Source organism: Cylindrospermum sp. FACHB-282 (genome assembly GCF_014697195.1).
In the GTDB taxonomy this organism is placed as follows: Bacteria; Cyanobacteriota; Cyanobacteriia; order Cyanobacteriales; family Nostocaceae; genus Cylindrospermum.
On record NZ_JACJRJ010000023.1, the window covers coordinates 1 to 18524 of the forward strand.

The 18524-nt window shown below is 43.3% G+C and carries 16 protein-coding genes; 7 read left to right on the top strand and 9 right to left on the bottom strand.

Annotation, left to right across the window (positions count from 1 at the left end):
* Together H6G32_RS13470 and H6G32_RS13475 are read left to right on the top strand one after the other, a co-directional pair.
* On the top strand, positions 1-2449 hold a 2449-nt coding region (locus H6G32_RS13470), incomplete at its 5' end, for a hybrid sensor histidine kinase/response regulator (protein WP_242046588.1).
* 148 nt (positions 2450-2597) lie between these two features.
* Complete coding sequence (locus H6G32_RS13475; RefSeq protein WP_190459011.1) at positions 2598-4661, top strand: prolyl oligopeptidase family serine peptidase; 2064 nt, start codon at positions 2598-2600, stop codon at positions 4659-4661.
* On the opposite strand, the gene H6G32_RS13480 is transcribed toward H6G32_RS13475, so the two are convergent.
* Positions 4658-5224, bottom strand: coding sequence for a GNAT family N-acetyltransferase (locus H6G32_RS13480; RefSeq protein WP_190459013.1), 567 nt, complete (start codon positions 5222-5224; stop codon positions 4658-4660). The genes H6G32_RS13475 and H6G32_RS13480 overlap by 4 nt on opposite strands.
* 229 nt (positions 5225-5453) lie before the next feature.
* On the opposite strand from H6G32_RS13480, the gene H6G32_RS13485 reads away from it, so the two are divergent.
* Complete coding sequence (locus H6G32_RS13485; protein ID WP_190459015.1) at positions 5454-8201, top strand: M16 family metallopeptidase; 2748 nt, start codon at positions 5454-5456, stop codon at positions 8199-8201.
* Between the two features lie 403 nt (positions 8202-8604).
* Here the strand turns inward: H6G32_RS13485 and H6G32_RS13490 are convergent, their stop codons facing one another.
* From H6G32_RS13490 to H6G32_RS13500, 3 genes are all read right to left on the bottom strand, one after another.
* Positions 8605-9108 (bottom strand): peptidoglycan-binding domain-containing protein, encoded by a 504-nt coding sequence (locus H6G32_RS13490; RefSeq protein ID WP_190459017.1) that lies wholly within the window; start codon positions 9106-9108, stop codon positions 8605-8607.
* 1380 nt (positions 9109-10488) lie between these two features.
* Positions 10489-11073 carry a protoporphyrinogen oxidase HemJ gene (gene hemJ, locus H6G32_RS13495; RefSeq protein WP_190459020.1) on the bottom strand — a complete coding sequence of 195 codons (585 nt, stop codon included), beginning with the start codon at positions 11071-11073 and terminating at the stop codon, positions 10489-10491.
* A 307-nt stretch (positions 11074-11380) separates the two neighbouring features.
* A complete protein-coding gene (locus H6G32_RS13500; RefSeq protein WP_190459022.1) occupies positions 11381-12232 on the bottom strand; it encodes an alpha/beta fold hydrolase in 852 nt (283 codons plus the stop codon).
* 297 nt (positions 12233-12529) lie between these two features.
* On the opposite strand from H6G32_RS13500, the gene H6G32_RS13505 reads away from it, so the two are divergent.
* On the top strand, positions 12530-12682 hold the full coding sequence (locus H6G32_RS13505; RefSeq protein WP_190459024.1) for a hypothetical protein: 153 nt from the start codon (positions 12530-12532) through the stop codon (positions 12680-12682).
* 21 nt (positions 12683-12703) lie between these two features.
* Here H6G32_RS13505 and H6G32_RS13510 read toward each other — a convergent pair whose 3' ends face one another.
* Positions 12704-13813, bottom strand: a complete 1110-nt coding sequence (locus H6G32_RS13510) for an NAD(P)/FAD-dependent oxidoreductase (protein WP_190459026.1) — start codon at positions 13811-13813, stop codon at positions 12704-12706.
* Between the two features lie 87 nt (positions 13814-13900).
* Entirely contained in the window at positions 13901-14365 is a 465-nt protein-coding gene (gene psbQ / locus H6G32_RS13515) for a photosystem II protein PsbQ (protein ID WP_190459028.1), read from the bottom strand.
* A 530-nt stretch (positions 14366-14895) separates the two neighbouring features.
* Here psbQ and H6G32_RS13520 point away from each other — a divergent pair.
* Complete coding sequence (locus H6G32_RS13520; RefSeq protein ID WP_309232593.1) at positions 14896-15120, top strand: ribbon-helix-helix domain-containing protein; 225 nt, start codon at positions 14896-14898, stop codon at positions 15118-15120.
* Positions 15121-15347: 227 nt separating this feature from the next.
* Positions 15348-15776, top strand: a complete 429-nt coding sequence (locus H6G32_RS13525; protein ID WP_190459030.1) for a hypothetical protein — start codon at positions 15348-15350, stop codon at positions 15774-15776.
* Between the two features lie 46 nt (positions 15777-15822).
* Here the strand turns inward: H6G32_RS13525 and H6G32_RS13530 are convergent, their stop codons facing one another.
* The 3 genes from H6G32_RS13530 to H6G32_RS13540 form a co-directional block, all read right to left on the bottom strand.
* Positions 15823-16455 (bottom strand): ImmA/IrrE family metallo-endopeptidase, encoded by a 633-nt coding sequence (locus H6G32_RS13530; protein WP_309232595.1) that lies wholly within the window; start codon positions 16453-16455, stop codon positions 15823-15825.
* A 164-nt stretch (positions 16456-16619) separates the two neighbouring features.
* Positions 16620-17027 carry a HigA family addiction module antitoxin gene (locus tag H6G32_RS13535; RefSeq protein ID WP_242046589.1) on the bottom strand — a complete coding sequence of 136 codons (408 nt, stop codon included), beginning with the start codon at positions 17025-17027 and terminating at the stop codon, positions 16620-16622.
* On the bottom strand, positions 17017-17439 hold the full coding sequence (locus tag H6G32_RS13540) for a thiol-disulfide oxidoreductase DCC family protein (protein ID WP_190459032.1): 423 nt from the start codon (positions 17437-17439) through the stop codon (positions 17017-17019). Before H6G32_RS13540 ends, H6G32_RS13535 begins: the two co-directional genes overlap by 11 nt.
* A gap of 95 nt (positions 17440-17534) precedes the next feature.
* On the opposite strand from H6G32_RS13540, the gene H6G32_RS13545 reads away from it, so the two are divergent.
* Positions 17535-18443 (top strand): AraC family transcriptional regulator, encoded by a 909-nt coding sequence (locus H6G32_RS13545; protein WP_190459034.1) that lies wholly within the window; start codon positions 17535-17537, stop codon positions 18441-18443.
* The last annotated feature ends 81 nt before the right edge of the window (positions 18444-18524 follow it).

Here is an 18524-nt window from a genome sequence, read left to right on the forward strand (position 1 = left end):
CACAGAACTAGATGTGAGTGTCAGTGAGCAAACACCATCCAGTGATTTATTTGGCAATCTCCTGGAAGAAAGCAGCGATGAAAGTCTGTCACTGGAACTAGAGGAGGCAGATGCTATTGTTAATTCAACTGAAGAGTTAGAGGCGGAAACGACAGCAGATGTTACGCCCGAAAATGAGACTGTTGAGCTAGATGAATTTGCTGATTTAGAAGCACTGCTAGAAGAGGAACTAGTCCCCATCGCCAATCCTACTGCTATACCAGAATCAGATTTTGCCGCTTTAGAAGCATTGTTGGGTATGGATAACGATGAGGCAGCAGTGATACCTAACGCGCAGCCATCTTATACAAGTCAACCGATTTTGGAAAAACCGCATAATGCTGTTTCTTCACCAGTGGAAGATGAATTTCGGGAATTGGAGGATCTGCTTAAAGAAACGGATAAGAGGATATCACAGACACCAACTGTAAAATCAAATACAAACAAACCGACTCGTTCCACTACCCGTCGTGCTGCCAGATTTGAAGAAACGATGAAGGTTCCAGTCAAGCAACTGGATGATATGAGCAATTTGGTTGGGGAGTTGGTGGTAAATCGGAATACATTGGAGCAGGATCATGAGCGTCTGCGACAGTCACTAGATAACTTGCTGATTCAGGTGCAACAGCTCTCAGATGTGGGAGCGAGAATGCAGGAGTTATATGAGCGATCGCTTCTTGAAGCCTCTCTACTCGCCAGCCGCAGACCTAAAGACATCGGCATCCCAGTTGCAGACGCCAATACAGATAAAATGGGGTTGACCGCCCTAGAACTGGATCGCTTTACGCCTTTCCACACACTGTCCCAAGAGATGATTGAGTTCATCGTGCGGGTGCGTGAGTCAGCTAGTGATATTGACTTTGTGACGGAGGAAACAGAACGTGTGGCGCGGCAGTTCCGCCAAGTAACTACCCAGCTACAAGAGGGGCTAACAAGAGCGCGGATGGTGCCTTTTACCCAAGCTGTTGACAGTAAGCGGCGAGGTGTGCGCGACAATGCGATCAAGTGTGGCAAACAAGTGGAATTGGTGATTGAAGGTGCAGACACCTTAATTGACAAGATGATTTTGGATCATCTGACTGACCCGCTAACCCATATGCTGAATAATGCGATCGCCCACGGGATTGAAACCCCAGAAGTACGCATGGCCGCAGGTAAACCACCAGCAGGAGTGATCACCATCCGCGCCTTCCACCAAGGTAACCAAACCGTGATATCTGTAGGCGACGACGGTGCTGGCATTGATCCAGCAAAGGTCAAGTCTAAAGCGCTGAAGATAGGCATGATTACACCAGATCAAGCAAAAACCATCTCTCGCCTAGAAATCTATGACCTACTGTTCCAGCCCGGTTTTTCGATGAAAGACCAAGCAGATGAATTTTCTGGTCGTGGTGTTGGTATGGACGTAGTGCGCTCGGAAATTAGCGAAATTCGCGGCATAGTTAACACCGATTCGGCAATTGGCAAGGGAACTACCTTCACTATTCGTCTACCACTAACCCTGAGTATTTGTAAAGCTCTCTGCTGCGTCTCTGATAAAGCCAGAATTGCCTTCCCAATGGATGGGGTAGAAGACACCCTAGATATCCCAATGAAAAACATCCAGCAAAATGCTGATGGACAAACATTTATTTACTGGCGGGATATAGCCCTACCATTCCGACCCCTGAAGGAACTGTTAACCTTCAATCGCCAAATCAGTCGCGGTAGTGTCTATGGCGGTACACGAGATGATGATATGGTGTCTGTGGTCGTAGTGCGATCGGGAAATACGATGATCGCCTTACAAATTGACCAGGTATTGAGCGAACAAGAAATTGTAATTAAACAATTTGAAGGCCCAGCACCTAAACCCATCGGTGTGGCTGGTGCTACAGTCCTCGGTGATGGTCGGATTATGCCCATTGCTGACGTGCTGGAAATCATTGACATCTTCCAGGGACGGATGTCTAAACAAAGTGGTGGTAGTGTTTGGCAGCAAAAAGCTGCCCCACCTGTAGTAACTGCTGCTGAGAAGATTGACCCGACAGTGCTAATTGTCGATGACTCAATTACAGTCCGAGAGTTGCTCTCTCTCACCTTTAACAAAGCAGGTTATCGCGTCGAACAAGCCCGTGACGGACAGGAAGCTTGGGATAAACTCCGCTCTGGTTTGCCTTGCGATATCGTATTCTGCGACATCGAAATGCCCCGCTGCGACGGTCTGGAGTTGCTCTCACGCATCCAAAAAGACTCAAACCTCAACCACCTACCCATCGCCATGCTCACCTCGCGGGGCGCAGACAGACACAGACAAATGGCGGTGCAACTAGGTGCTAGTGGTTATTTCACCAAGCCCTATCTAGAAGAAGCGCTACTGGAAGCCGCTTCTCGAATGCTGAAAGGGGAAAAACTCATGATCACCGTTTAAAATGGGATTAGCTATTGGGGATTGGGGATTAGCTATTGGGGATTGGGATAATTTTGATGGGATTCAAACCCCAGCTAAATTGGAAAAAAACTTTTTCCCAGTCGCCAGTCGCTAGTAAAGAGTCCCCAGTAAAAAGTCCCCAGGAACTATGTCTAACTCTGAAAAAATCCCAAGCTACCCACCTAGCCGTAAGAGTGATCAAGTTGATAACTACCACGGTACTCTAGTTGCAGATCCTTACCGTTGGTTAGAAGATCCCGACTCAGAAGAAACAAAAGCTTGGGTTGAAGCTCAAAATCAAGTTACTTTTGCCTACTTGGGCGAAATTTCTGCCAGAGAAAAAATCAAACAGCGTCTCATTAAACTCTGGGATTATGAAAAATATGGTATCCCGTTTAAAGAGGGGGAAAGTTACTTTTATTTCAAAAATGATGGACTGCAAAACCAAAGCGTTCTCTATACTCTCAAAACCCTAGAAGACCAGCCAAAAGTTTTACTCGACCCCAACAAACTCTCAGAAGATGGTACCGTTGCACTTTCGGGATTTTCTATCAGCGAAGATGGTAAACTTTTAGCTTATGGTCTATCTACTTCTGGTTCTGATTGGCAAGAGTGGAAAGTCCGCGATGTAGAAACTGGTGAAGACTTGCAAGATCATCTAAAGTGGATTAAGTTTTCTGGTGCATCTTGGACTCATGATCATCAAGGTTTTTTCTATAGTCGTTATGATGAACCAAACGAAAAAACTAAATTAGAAGATGTCAACTATTATCAAAAACTTTATTACCATAAACTCGCTACTTCTCAAGCAGAAGATATATTAATCTATCATCGTCCTGATGAGAAAGAATGGGGTTTTAGTGGCGGTGTTACTGAAGATGGAAAATATCTAATTATTTCCGTTTGGCTGGGAACTGACCCCAAAAATCTAGTTTTCTACAAAGATTTGACAAATCCTCATGCTGAAGTTGTGGAACTGATTCAGGAGTTTGAGGCAGATTTTAGCTTTGTTGATAATGATGATAGTGTCTTCTATTTTCGTACAGATTTAAATGCTCCACGGGGACGAGTTATTGCAATTGATGCCCAAAAACCAGGAACAGAAAATTGGCAAGAAATTATCCCCCAATCAGCAGAAACTTTGGAAGATGCGGGAATTCTTAATCATCAATTTGTCGTTGATTATCTCCACGATGCTCACACCCAAATTAAAATTTTTGACTTAGCTGGAAAGTTTGTGCGTGAGGTGGAATTACCCGGACTTGGTTCAGCAGGTGGATTTAATGGTAAGCGTCATGATACTGAAACTTTTTATAGTTTCACTAGCTTTACTACACCGGGAACTATCTACCGCTACGATATGGTAACGGGAAAAAGTGAAGTTTTTCGGCAGCCAAATGTAGATTTTAATCCGGCTGATTACGAGACGAAACAGGTTTTTTACCCAAGTAAAGACGGTACTCGTGTACCAATGTTTATTACTCACAAAAAAGGCATTAATTTAGATGGCAATAACCCAACTTATCTTTATGCTTATGGTGGGTTTAATGCCTCGATGACGCCTGGTTTTTCTGTGAGTATGTTGGTATGGATGGAGATGGGTGGTGTCTATGCAATGGCAAATATTCGCGGTGGTGGGGAGTATGGGGAAGAATGGCATCAAGCAGGGATGAATGAGAAAAAACAGAATGTTTTTGATGACTTTATGGCAGCGGCGGAATGGCTGATTAGTAATAATTATACAAAACCTGCAAAATTAGCGATCGCAGGTGGTAGCAATGGCGGTTTGCTGGTGGGTGCTTGTATGACGCAGCGTCCTGATTTATTTGGTGCAGCAGTACCAGCAGTCGGCGTGATGGATATGCTCCGCTTCCACAAGTTTACCATCGGCTGGGCTTGGGTCTCTGAATATGGTTCGGCGGATAATTCTGAGGAATTTCAGGTTTTGTCTGCTTATTCGCCACTGCATAATCTGAAACCGGGGACGGCTTACCCTGCTACTTTAATTACTACGGCAGATCATGACGATCGCGTGGTTCCTGCCCATAGTTTCAAATTCGCGGCGGCTTTGCAAGCATCTCAGGGCGGAGATGCGCCGGTGTTAATTAGAATTGAGACGAAAGCGGGACATGGTGCGGGTAAACCAACGGCGAAAATTATTGAGGAAGCAGCGGATAAATGGGCGTTTTTGGTAAGGGTTTTGGGGGTTTAGCTGTTTTCGTGCTGTGATTGCCATTCTTCGCGCAAGATGGCAAACCATACCTCGTCTACCCAATGGCCTTTCGACCACAAACTTTTGACAAAATGCCCTTCTTGCCTCATCCCCACGCGATTTAGCAGTTTAGCAGACGCTATATTTGCATGATCGCAGTTTGCCCGCACCCGATGCAGGTTGTAATCTATGAATAGATGTTGTAGCAAGCGGTTGACAGCTTCAGTGCCATAACCTTGTTTTTGATGGGATAGCCCTAAGGTAAAGCCGATTTCCGCTTGTTGTCCATCTTCAGCTAATATGCAAAAGGCACAATCACCAATCATTTCACCTGTGGTTTTGAGTGCGATCGCTAGTTGATACCATTCTCCCAAAATTCCTGGTGAAGTCTTTTGTAGTAATTTTATAAATTCTCTGGCTGCTGTTTCTGGATAAGGTATATCCCAACTTTGATATTTCGCTATTTCTGGATCGTTGCGATAGGTGATGAATGTTGCTGTATCCTCATCTTTAAAGTTACGCAGCACTAATCTTGGTGTTTCCAATTTGATGGGAATTGGCATTGATCGAGTTGGTGCGGGTTTTAGGGTTTGGAGAAACGTAGACGCGGAGCGGTGAGCCAGCGCGGAAGGGGTTTCCCTGCTGAAAGCTTAATCTAAAACTTTGCCTCTTTGCGTCTTTGCGCGAAATTTCCACTATTACAATAAATGAGAAAGCCTGTTTAGTGACTTGGAACTTTAATTTGGAACTACCTTCAGGGTTGCGTTTGAGAATTTTGCCTTTGAAATCGCTATGAAAATACGTTCATATATGCTTATCGGGTTGTGCCTCAGTCTCCTCCTCAGTATTTTGCCATTTTCTGGCGAAATCACCCATGCAGTCACACCCGCTTCTGGTATTTCTTTCACTCAAGGGGTGCAAACAACGGTATTAGACAATGGGTTAACGGTACTAACTAAAGAAGTGCATACCGCTCCTGTGGTGAGTGTGCAGGTTTGGTATAAGGTTGGTTCCCGCAATGAAGGGCCGGGAATTAATGGCATTTCTCACCAATTGGAACATTTGATGTTTAAGGGTACTACTGACCGTCCGGTGCAATTTGGGCGGTTGTTTAGTGCTTTGGGTAGTCAGTTTAATGCTTTTACTAGCTATGATGAAACGGCTTATTATGGCACGGTGCAGCGAGATAAATTAGATGCACTGCTGATGCTGGAAAGCGATCGCATGAAAAATGCTTTAATTAACCCAGAGCAACTGACGAGCGAAAAGCGGGTGGTAATCTCTGAGTTGCAAGGGTATGAAAATTCACCAAATTACCGTTTAGATCGGGCAGTGATGCGAGCGGCTTTCCCTAACCGAGCCTACGGTTTACCAGTGGGAGGGACAAAAGCAGATGTGGAGAAATTTACATTGGAGCAGGTGCGGAATTATTACCAAACCTACTACAGCCCAGAAAATGCCACTTTGGTAGTTACGGGGGACTTTGACACCAAAGCCTTACTAAAAGTTGTGCAAGACACTTTTGGGAAGTTGCCACAAGGAGCTAAAATACCGACTGTTACGGCTTCTGCCACTGCTGCTGTTACCCAAAAAAAGCCAATTTTGCTGAAACAGCCGGGAAGTGCAGCACTATTGCAAGCCGTGTATCCTCTACCTGATATTAAACATCCTGATGTCCCTGCAATCGATGTCATGGATGCCATTCTCACAGGTGGACGCAGTTCTCGACTTTATCAAGCTGTGGTGGAATCGGGACTTGCCAGTTCAGTTAATGGCGGTGCGGCTGAACTCATCGAACCGGGTTGGTATGAAATTAACGCAACTGCGGCTCCTGGTCAAGAGTTAAGCAAGATTGACCAGGTAATTCAGGAAACTTTGGCAAAACTGCAACAGCAACCAGTCACTGCGGAAGAATTAGAGCGCGCAAAGACACAAATGCAAGCTTCCTTTGTCCTGGGGAACCAGGATATTACCAGTCAAGCTAGTCAATTGGGGTATAACCAAACTACTGCCGGAGATTATCATTTTATTGAAAAGTATTTAGCGGCGATCGCCAAAGTCACTCCCGCAGATATCCAGCGAGTAGCTAAAACTTACCTCAATCCTGCCAAAAAAACCATCGGCTTCTTTGAACCAACTCAAGCAGATGGTAAACCAGGTACTTCCAGCGCTGGTTCTGGTCGTACCGTAGAAAATTTTAGCCCTGGTAAGCCTGTAGACCCAGCGGAACTTGCTAAATATCTACCAAAAGCTACATCAGTTACAGATAGCAGCACACAAACCCTACCACAGCAATTCACTTTAAATAATGGCTTGCAGGTGCTGTTATTACCTGACCCCAGTCTCCCCGTGATTAACCTCAGCGGTCAAATTGACGCCGGCAATGAATTTGATAGTAATCAAAAAGCTGGATTAGCAAATCTGACAGCTAACAACTTAATCAATGGGACGCAGACTAAAGATGCTTTGACTTTAGCGAAAACTCTAGAAGACCGGGGAGCTAGTTTAGATTTTGCAGCTAATCGGGAAGGAGTTAATATTAGCGCTCAGGGACTCTCGACTAACTTACCGATATTAGTCCAAACCCTGGCAGATGTATTACAAAACGCCACTTTCCCCCCTGACCAGTTAGAATTGAGTCGTCAGCGGGCCTTGACCAGTGTCAAATATCAGCTAGATGACCCCAGAGGACTGGGAAGACGAGTATTTCAACAAGCCATTTACCCAGAAAATCATCCCTTCCACAGCTTTCCTACCATCGAGAGTTTAAAGAATATCACTCGCGATGATTTACTGCGCTTCTACAAAGAACACTACCGACCGGATACGACAACCATCACCCTAGTGGGAGATTTTAACCCTGTTGAGGTGAAAGCCTTACTCAATCAGGCATTCGGCAAATGGTCAGCTACAGGTAAACCCCCTGTTATCAACCTGCCTTCGGTGCCATTTAGGCAAACTTTGACACGGCTAAATCCCGTTATTCCCGGTAAGGCAGAAGCTGTTACCTATCTCGGCTACAATGGCATTTCCCGTAAAGATCCGCGTTACTATGCGGCTTTGGTGCTGAATCAGATTTTGGGTGGTGATACTTTATCGAGTCGCTTGGGTACAGAAATTCGCGATCGCCTTGGTTTGACTTATGGTATTTACAGTGGGTTTGCTGCGGGAATCAATCCTGGCCCGTTCTTGATTCAGATGCAGACTGCCCCAAGAGATGCCCAAAAAGCGATCGCCAGCACCATCGCTTTACTCCAACAGTTACGAGAACAAGGAGTAACGGAGGCAGAATTTAACACAGCAAAACGCTCAATTACCAACAGCTATCCCGTGGATTTAGCTAATCCCAGTGAAGTAGCCACCATCATTTTGAACAATGCCGTCTTGGGACTTTCTCCAGCCGAAATTCGCGAATTTCCCAACCGCATTCAGGCAGTTAGTATGCCTCAGATACAACAGGCAATCAAGGAGTTAATTAAGCCAGATAATCTGGTGATTGTTACCGCTGGTCCTGGAGATACCTTACCCAGCGGCGGCTGATTATCTCAGATTAGCACCGCTACAGACACAAAGGCGCAAAGCAAATGTTAGCGTCTTTGTGTTTGTGTATCAAATTTGAGTAAGTAGGCGAAAAGAAATCAAACTATGTTAAGCAAAGTAAAAACTATTGAAATTTGCTCTTAGTCAGGGCTTCAGCCCTCACTACCAACCTTGAATTATTTACGCCAACCTACTTAATCTAAATGAAGTTACTAGTAAAAAAATAATAAAAGTAAAATAAAACTGTTTTTTTACAGTTTAATCAAGAGTTGTAATTCGTTTATATTATTGACATTTAACACACAGAAAACTAGTAAGCAATTTGGTAGTTTAACTAGACTTGCCCAAAGCTGGACTTGTTGATGCAGCATGTCACAGTTTCAAACCGCAGGAGCTTCAAAAACTAATGTGGCTGAACTCTGGTAGCTAGTTCCATCAAGGCTTTCCAGGTTTCACGGCCAATTACCCCGTCTACCACAAGTTTTTTATCCTGTTGGAAAACTTTCACAGCAACTTCAGTTTTTGGGCCAAACTTGCTATCGACTGCCCCAAAATAGTAACCTTTCGAGCTTAACTCTTGTTGACCAACTTGACTTAATTTGAGAAGTTTCTGAACCCTGGCAACCTCACTACCGTAACTACCACGACTTAATTCGGGTAAATCTTGGCGTTGACCAGTATAGAGAGCTTGCCAAGTATTTTGCTCAACAATGCCATCATTCTTGAGGAAAACCTGGTACTGAAAAAGTTGAACAGCCAGTTTAGTTATTTCGCCAAATATCCCATCAACCCTCAGACCTTCAATATCACCGACTCTTTGTAGCAAAAGTTTTTGTAACTCTTTGACGGCTAGTCCAGCAAAACCAATTTGTAAGATAGGTTGTTGGGTTTGAACTGAGCTTTGCATTATAAATTACTCCTATTAAAATCGGTTGTAAGGTAGTTCTTAGGCATTTCGTAAAATTAAATATATACTTATATGCATAAAGTTGCAGTAAATTTTGGCACCTGAATAAATTTATTTGTTAAAAAAGAATCAAGTCTGTTCACAGGCATTCCGTAAAATTCAATATATATTTACCTAAGTGCATTGGGGCACAAGTTAAGAAATGGTATACAAGAATTTATCAGGGTTTTTTTGAGAAAATATGCCAATTTTCAAATAAATTTATCGCTGTTGCTCAATGGGTAAGTATTTTGTGTGGGTTGAGTTTAGGTACTACCTGAGGTCACTACATAGTAGTTAATTTTCTGGGCTACCATATTGATTTAAGTACCAAAATTGTATGAGCTTTAACACCCAAAACCCTGACGCAAGTTATCACTTAATGGTGATCTCAGTCACTTGACTTTTTGACTAGGATTAATCAAATATTGTGATCTGCGTCATTGCGAAACTGATCTACTATTTAACAACCACAAGGTTTTTATTGGATGTTGGATGTGAGAACTGCACCATAACACTACAATAGTGGTTCAAATGCCAAGTTTCTATCTAGCGTCAGAAAGAGATTTTTATATGACAACAAATATCTATAGGAATCCAGTTTGATTCCTGTATCCCTCACGGGAGGTGTAGCCATAATTATTTCTGTAGGCAAGCAAGAGGATTCTAGAAGATTAAAGTGTACCGAGCTTTTTTTAAGCGCAAAGCCCAGGCTACGCCAACAAAAATCAAACAGGACTACTATAGTGCAAAATAGCAAAAATGAAAATATCTATCCAGATTAAAAAGATTCAGTCCTCTGATAAAAACTTGCAATATCCCTGCTGCATCCTGCTTTCTGCCCCATTTTACTAGATACTAACCCCAATTCTGTTTTGCACTTGCAGATTTTCGATGGATTTTAAATATTGAATACTTGAGCTATTTCTGAGCAATATTCACCCTAAGTATTGAGGAATACAACCATGAACACACTAATGATGTATTTCTCTATCTAATGGAGGAATAAAGACATAAGTAATAAATATTAAATAATTAAATATTCCGATCACCTGACGAAATTTAACTGCAAATCCCCTCGTTGATATTTGACAACGGGGGATTTTTTTTAAATATACCAAAGGATAATTTTGAACAGTAATTTATCTGTCTAAAGGAGGACTTGATACAACCCCTATAAATATTAAATATTAAGTAGCCCGATTACCCTACCGGACTTTAGCTCCAAACCCCCCATGTCATTACCCGACAAGGGGGGTTTTATTAAAAATCAGGTGAAGGCTCACTCCTTCCCTTATGTGGAATCAAATGTCCCTACTGCCTGTCGCGGAAACATTCTGTCTAACTTTGCCCTTGGGGAACTTGATTTAACTGTTCTAACTGCTTTTCCTGATTGCGTCTGCGGATTTTGGCGTAAAGCTGAATGCTGACAGCCATGAAAACAACTAAACCAAAAATTAACCATGCGGTGAGGTCTGTAGGCAAATTATTCTTGAATGTAGCCAACATCACAATCACTACTAACAACAGTGTCGGTGCTTCATTTAAAGCCCGTAAATGTTGACCACTCCAGCGGCATTCATCTGCTGCTAATTGCTTCATCAGACGAGCGCAGTAATGATGATAGCCAATTAAGATGGCAACAAACAATAGTTTGAAATGTAGCCAGGGTTCTTTTAAAATATCCGGTTCTGTGGAGATGATGCCCAGGGCCATTGCAATAGTGACATACATTCCTGGGTTGGTGATGATGCTGTAAAGCCGCTTTTCCATAATCTGATACTGATTTTTCAGTATCGTTCTTGCCGGTTCGGGTTCTTGGTTAGCCTCAACATGGTAGATGAACAGACGTACTAGGTAGAATAACCCGGCAAACCAAACCACAAAGCCAATGATGTGAAACGCTTTAAACCAGGAATAAGCCATAAATCATAACCTGCCTTTGTCAATTTGTTGTAGAGTGCTGCTACTACTCTCATTATTAGGTTACGGCAAAACTTGATCTGGCAATTGACCACAACACCTCAGATAGATTAAGAAGTGTGAATTGCCGACATCATCTTGGCTGACAACTTACAGCAGGTTTCATTTATTTGAACCACATCTGTCCTAGGAAACATTGCTCAGGAATGTCAACTTCAGCTGAAATCGGTGGTTAGAAACAGCAACTACACAGGTAAGACGCGTAGCGCCTTACCGACCGGATGCCCACCTGTGTGGGTTTCAATACGAACTAATTAGACTCAGCGCGACGGACAAAGGGCAAAAGGTCTTGCAGAATCGTCTCGTGGTAGTGTTCTTGGCCGTAATGCCCAACGTTATTCAGTTTGATTAATTCTGCATTTGGTGCGGACTTGGCAAAATTTTCTGCTATGTCTACAGATAACCAAGGGTCTATCATTCCCCATTGAATCAGCATTGGTTGTTGCCATTGTTTAAAGCCAGTTTCAATTTCTGTCATGGCTGGGAAAAGTTGCAAATTGCGAACGGTTGCTAACAAACCACGTCCAGATGCTGAACTTTTTAAATATGGTTTGCGATAAATATCTAAATCTTTATCTTCTATGCGGTAACGGGTACCACCTTCTAATGTCCTATCTACTAAAAGAGGATCTTGTGTCAATACTTCACCCACTAAAGGTAAACCCAATTGTTGAATTTTCCAGGGTAATTTGGCAGCAGTGGAAATTGGTGTATTTAAAATCGCTATGTTAGCTATTTGTTCGGGGTGACGCAAGGCATATTGCAACCCCACAGAACCTAAAAATCCTTGGACAACTAAGGAAAAACGGTCTATCTCTAGGGCTTTGATAAATCTTTCTAAAGCTGTAATAAATGCATCGGGTGTGTAAGCAAAATCTCGTTTTTCTGGTTGTGCAGATAAGCCATAACCAATCCAGTCTGGGGCGATCGCTCTTGTGCCCTGGTTTGCTAAGGCTGGTATAATTTGACGCCAACTGTAACTTTGTGAAACTAAGCCGTGCAGCAGCAACACAGGTAGCAAGTCAGTTTTACCAATTGGTGGAGATTCGCGATAAAACCATTCTAGGGAATCTACGGTTATTTTTTGTTCTTTTATTGACACTCTATTTTCCTATTTGGGAATGCAACAGCCTCGCACAAATGGCGTAATCCTGAATTCTATTTCATCATCCTACAAATAGGTGGCAGGGGAGCAGAAGGGCCAGAAGATTAAGGGCGCGATCGCACATCGTTTTTTGAATATCTGAAATTTGGGATTATAAGGGTTGAGGGTATTGACTTTTGGTTCTAGATTTGTTATGCTGAAATCGATAAGGAAGAACTAGCTTAGAATAAGTTATTCAGGAAGCTGCTGATGGAATGGCAGGCGGTGTTTTATATCATGTCCGGCTGATGAGTCATGATTCCTACATCTGTGCAAAAATCTGAAAACTCTTTCTCTGTCGCCCCCTGCAAGAAAGCAAGAAAGCCCCCTTGCGGTCTTAATGATGAGTCTTTAACCGGACACGATATTAGTGGCGATCGCTCCCATAAAAACACCCTGGGAGGGTAGCCGCCATCAGAGTATTTTTGATTAAGAATCCTGAGGAATGATCATCTCCAGAATGGCATAAGCTGTTGCAGGTGCGAGTAAAACGCCGTTGCGATAGTGTCCGGTAGCTAGGAGGACATTACTAAACCCTGGCAGCTTACCAATGACTGGGGCTGGGCGTCCTTCCGGGCGGGGACGCAATCCTGACCAAGTGCGGATAATGGTTGCTGTGGCTAACTCTGGACAAAAGGCGATCGCTTGTTTTCTCAAAGACTCTAATAGTTCTTGATCTGGAGGTATCTCATCCCCATTGATGGGAAACTCTACCGTTGCCCCCACCCAGTAATCTGTAGCAGGCAAGATGCCTGCACTACAAGGCACAATATGGACATCGTTACCAGTAATCGCCGGTTGGAAATCAGGATTTCCTAAGGGATGCCCTAAGCTGAGGTGTAAAGCTTGTCCCAACACAGGACGAATATCAATTTTATGATTTAATTTGGCCGTCAGTGGCGTTGAACCTAGCCCAGCAGCAACTATAAACCAGTCTGCGGTAATTTTTCCCTCTGTAGTCTCAATAGTTTGAAGTTGAGGAGAAATTTCGGGGGTTTGGGCATCCAATACAGTCACGCCAAATTTGAAAGTTACGCCATTGTGCTGGGCAGCCTCCACTAACGCTAATGTTAGGGCTGTAGGATCAAGTTGACGGTCTTGAGGAGAATAGACAGCACCAGTAATTTTGGCGTTATTGACTTGAGGACAAATATTTTTGAGTTTGGCAGCATCCCAAATTTCCAATTGCCAACCTTGTGATTGACGAATTTCCCCCAGCTTTTCCCATGGTGCTAAATCTTCATCTTCTAAGGAAAGACTGAGGATTCCTTGGCGATTAAAAGGGATTTGGCGACCGGTTAGAGCTTCTAGTTCGGGAATCAAGGTTTCGTAGCGTTGGATGCTAGTCTGGCGCATCTGCCAAGCTTTGCCCTTGATTTTGTGGCTAATCACGCCCATCAAAACGCCGAGTGCAGCCCCTGTGGAGGCTTTCGCTGGTGGTTGTTGGTCGAAAACTGTGATGTTCAAGCCTTTAACTAGGCTGAGTTGATATGCGATCGCTGCCCCAACTACACCACAACCAATGATCACTACATTCATGTTTTCTATTTAGGAGTGAAGAATGAAGAGTGAAGAACTCACCATTACACCCTATCACTCCCTCATTTTTCACTCAAAACTCAGCACTCAGGACTCCTCTTGACTGCTGGTTTCAGGAATCAGTTGCAGAAACTTGTCAATGTCTGCAAAAGCATCTTTGTAGCTACTCAAGGCCAGTTGAGTGTTGCCGGCAGTAGCGGCTTGATCAATTTTCACCAGGTGGTTCAAGAAATCCCGCGTTATCTGACGTGCTGTGGTTTGATCTTTGGGTAATAAGTTAGGGATGACATAGGTCATGGTCAACCTAGCTTCGGTTATGGGTCCATGTATAAAATTACCCACCTTGATCCATTCATTCTTTTGGATCAAATTTTCCAGCTCCTTTGAGCGATCGCGCACAGTCTGAATCTCAGGAACGTATTCCTGAATTTGCTCTAATTGAGCCGCTGTGTAAGTTGGAGGTGCAACTGCGGCACTAGGACTACCACAACTGATCAGGAATGTTGTCAATAATACTAGAAGCAGTGAAAAAATCGAGCGTTGACCCACCATAAACTGAAATTATTTGTTTTGTATTTATCAATTCACAGTGTTATTTTAGATCGCTAGAGCAACTTATCTTTCTTATCAGCAAAGGTTTTTACAGAAAATTCCAGAACTTCAAGGGCAATTTTCTACAACAACCAGAATTTCATCTGCTTTTGGGATTTTTTAAGTATAATTACTCAATAACTATTAACTCATCCAAAAATCTGAAATTAGGAGTTTTTCGCAGATTTAATTGGCAATCATTGTGAGGAAAGCGTAATTTATAGTTGCTTAATGTGACATACTCCCACACCTACAGCTTGCTGTAGGTGTGGGCATCTGGGCGACTCCCGGTATCCCGTCGGACATTAACTGAGCTTTGTTTATACTGCACGAGATGCCCCTCCGCACAGTTGAACAAGTACAAAAATTGTTCTATCCTTCGTACTGTCAGAGTTTTACCTACCCACAGAAGGCGACACAGAAGTGTCTGTTACTGGGTAGAACCCCATACTCTGAGTTGTCAAGGTACAGCTTAGAGATGAGCAGCATTTATGCCTACGGCACGCTCCGCGAACGGCTTTGCCATTTATTATTATTGTAATGGAGATATCATTACAATGCAAATGGTAAAAGTAAATTTAAATGTCCGCGTAGAGCAATTGGAGATGGAAATATTAGAGCAATACGCAAAACAAACAGGAAGAACCAAAACAGATATTATTCGTGAATATATTAGGAATTTAAATGTTCATTCCTCAATGCCTACGGCACGCTAACGCGAACGCCCAACAACACTGATTAAGCTGCGCTTAATGAAAGCTCGTTGGGCAATTCGTCACTCACGCGTATTCATCTCATCACCTCCCTATCGGGTAGGTGAGAGGCTTCTACTGTTTAATCTAAAAGGTCTTGATAAGCTGAAACACTAATAATATAAGGCTTATGGCGGTTTCTCTGCCGTCACATTCCCCATAAGATAACGCAATATTAGGAGTATTTTTTTGTGAACGCATCTGAACAGGCAATAAACCTTGAACTCGCCAGCAAAATTGCTACGGCAGTTAATTTGTTCAAATTTGAGTTTCCTGATGCCAGATCGGATCTCAAACCTTGGAAAAATGACCCAGAAACTAGGGAGTTAGTCGATCCAGATTCGATAGACATCGGCTTTCATTTTCCGGGAATCAGCAAATCTTGGCGCAGTCGCAGCATCTTGATTCAAATCCGGTTTTATCATGATTCCCTCAATAACTCCCGACGGGCCATCGGACTGGAAGCGGCTGGATTTGACCATCGCGGCGAGGTGTGGCGACTTTCGACGATAGAAACCTGGAGTTTTGTCGGACAGTCTCTACCTTCTCCTGAAATCGGGGACAAGCTGAAACAGGTTTGTCGGCAAATTTTAGAGGTATTTAATAAACCTAGTGATTGAACAAGTCAGTTATCTCGCACCAATCCCCTTCTTGATTGTCAAATAATCAGCTTTCCTGCTCATCTAACACCCAATCAAATTTTTGTTTGAGATCATTGCAGTGACTAGGTGGTAAATCATAATCGTGCTGAAGCCTACCAACTACAATCCCTGTGGCAATGCCGATTTCAGCAGCAAACTGCATGATATTTACTTTACTCATTTGTTGACCTGATGCCAGGAATCGCTTCAACTCGCCAGGGGGAATGAGTATATCCGCAGAATATTTGTTTGCTTGTTCTTCTTTTTCTTGAGCCTCGACAGATACAACACCTGTCCCTTCAAGGAAGAAATCGCGCTTACCATGTAACAAAATATGACCAGCTTCGTGGAAGAAGGTAAACCACAAATGGTCATCAGTCTTATAGCGCAGGCTGAGTTGAATCAGCGCTTTGTCAGAATTTAACCAATGAGTTGCTCCACTAGTTCGCGTTTTGGGAAGTTGTGGCACAAAAACTACAGCAACACCAGCTTCTGCACATAACTTTACTAGTTTTGGCTGGAAAATTTCTGGTGGTTCCACAGTTAAAGCTCGGATTTTTTGCAGTGCTTCTCTAAAATTGTCGGCATTATAGGGAGCACAAGCTATCTTAGAGGTTGTTTGAAAAGTATTAGGCGAATATAATAGAGCCTCCGGCACGCTTCGCGAACGCTACTACACTAGCATTGTCCACCGACCTGGTCTAACGCAAAATCAAGGGTTTTCTAACCCACGGAGGTGGGTTTTGTCTGTGTAGCCAAGCCACTGCGTTGGGCGGCTCCGCCGACTTGAAGCATGTGGCGCGCGACTTATAGTCGCCAGGGCTAGTAATAAATTAGACTTTTCAAACATCCTCTTAGCTCCACTTTATCCTGATGGCGGCGAATCCAGCCAGACTTAATCATGGCTGTAACCGGAATTCCTTTCAGCCAACTTACTTGTTTTTTTAAACGCTTTTTTTCTTCCTGTTGCGCTAAAAATTCCCGGTAGTGTCGTTCGTGATTGTTCCAAAAACTAGCTGGGATATTGAAGACTAGTTCCAGCTGTAATGCTGTTTCGGGGGTAATTGCTGCTTTCCCCTTAATAATTTCATTAATTGTTTTTTTTGGTCTTCCTGTCCGTTCCGCTAGTTCTGCTTGGGTCATCCCCCGTTCTTCCAGAACTTCTAGCAGGGTATCCCCAGGAGCAGAAACGTAATCTGGATTGTACTGATTTTGGATCTTACTTTCCATGATAATTATCCACTTTGCAGCTACCATCGACACAATAAGCCGACTGATAGGTTTGGGAACGCTTGCCAAAAAGGGTGTAGCGATGATCCCGAATTTGTTCGTAAAAGCGATCGCCTGCCCACCTCATGCCCGGTAGGGTGCGATAAGCATCTACAAATACAGTTCCCAGTGGCAATAATCGCCCAATCTCTTCAACAGCAGCACTTCCTTGCCATCGCCTTTCAAGTGCATTACCATCTATTAAAATCATCCCCTGTTCACAATCTTGGGGGGTAATTGCCCACTGAGATAGTATCTGCTCATCTTGCATGGAAGTGTAACGAAACAGTTTTCCCTGGTCTAGGGTTTCTAGCAATTGCACTAGGGTGACGCAGAGATTGCAATTTCCGTCGTAGATTACGTAGTATTTCATGGAAATAACCGCTATTTGGGGATAATAGTTTAGGATATTTGCAAAGCTAAGTATAGCCTTACACCTGAAAATGAATTATTTCTGGGGCGAGAAGGATGCCAGAAGAAAAAATTGTCACTGTTGATTTTGATCAAGAAGATGCTTATTCAGCCATTCTGCCGCGATCGCCTCTAGTTTCTAGTTACCATGCTAAATGGAATGGTATTCGCTTGGATCATCATCGACAGCCTAGCCACGAAACACCCGAACACTACTTTCACCAGCATACTATTGGCATCAGCCTCGACCCTGGTATTAAAAAGGCAGAGCGGGTGTTAAATGGACTTACTCAGCGTGAATCCATAGCCCATGGCGATGTGACAGTGATTCCAGCAAACACTCACCATATATCGCGTTGCGAGTCGGGGGGAGAATTTATCCTCCTCAGTTTAGAACCAGCTTTTTTCAATCGCATCGCTTTAGAAACCGTAGATTTACAAAATATTCATATTACACCCCATTTTTTTACACCCGACCCTCTAATTCAGCAAATTGGACTAGCACTGAAATCAGAACTAGAATCTGATGGCATGGGTACTCGCATTTACATTGAATCTCTGGCAAATACGCTCTGCATTCACCTGCTGAAACACTATGGCGCCTATCAAGAAAATATTCCCCAACACACAGAGAGCAAGGGTTTGTCGCGGCTAAAGTTGCAACAAGCCATGGAATATATTCAAGACAACCTCGACAAAGATTTGTCTTTGGCAGAAATTTCTGCGGTGGTGAGCATGAGTATGTATCATTTTTCGCGCCTGTTCAAACAGTCAACGGGTTTTGCACCCCATCAGTATGTGATGAATTGCCGAATTGAAAAAGCCAAAATTTTATTGACTCGCTCTGAAAAGACAATAGACCAAATCTATCAACTAGTGGGTTTTCAGAATCAAAGCCACTTTACAAATGTCTTTCGCAAATTGATGGGCACAACGCCTAAAGTCTACAGAGAACAGGTAAGATAGTAGGCAATTCCAAATTCTCTCATTCAAAATTCCCAATTAGAAAATCCAGTATTGGCAAGCATCCTGGCTATTGATTATCTG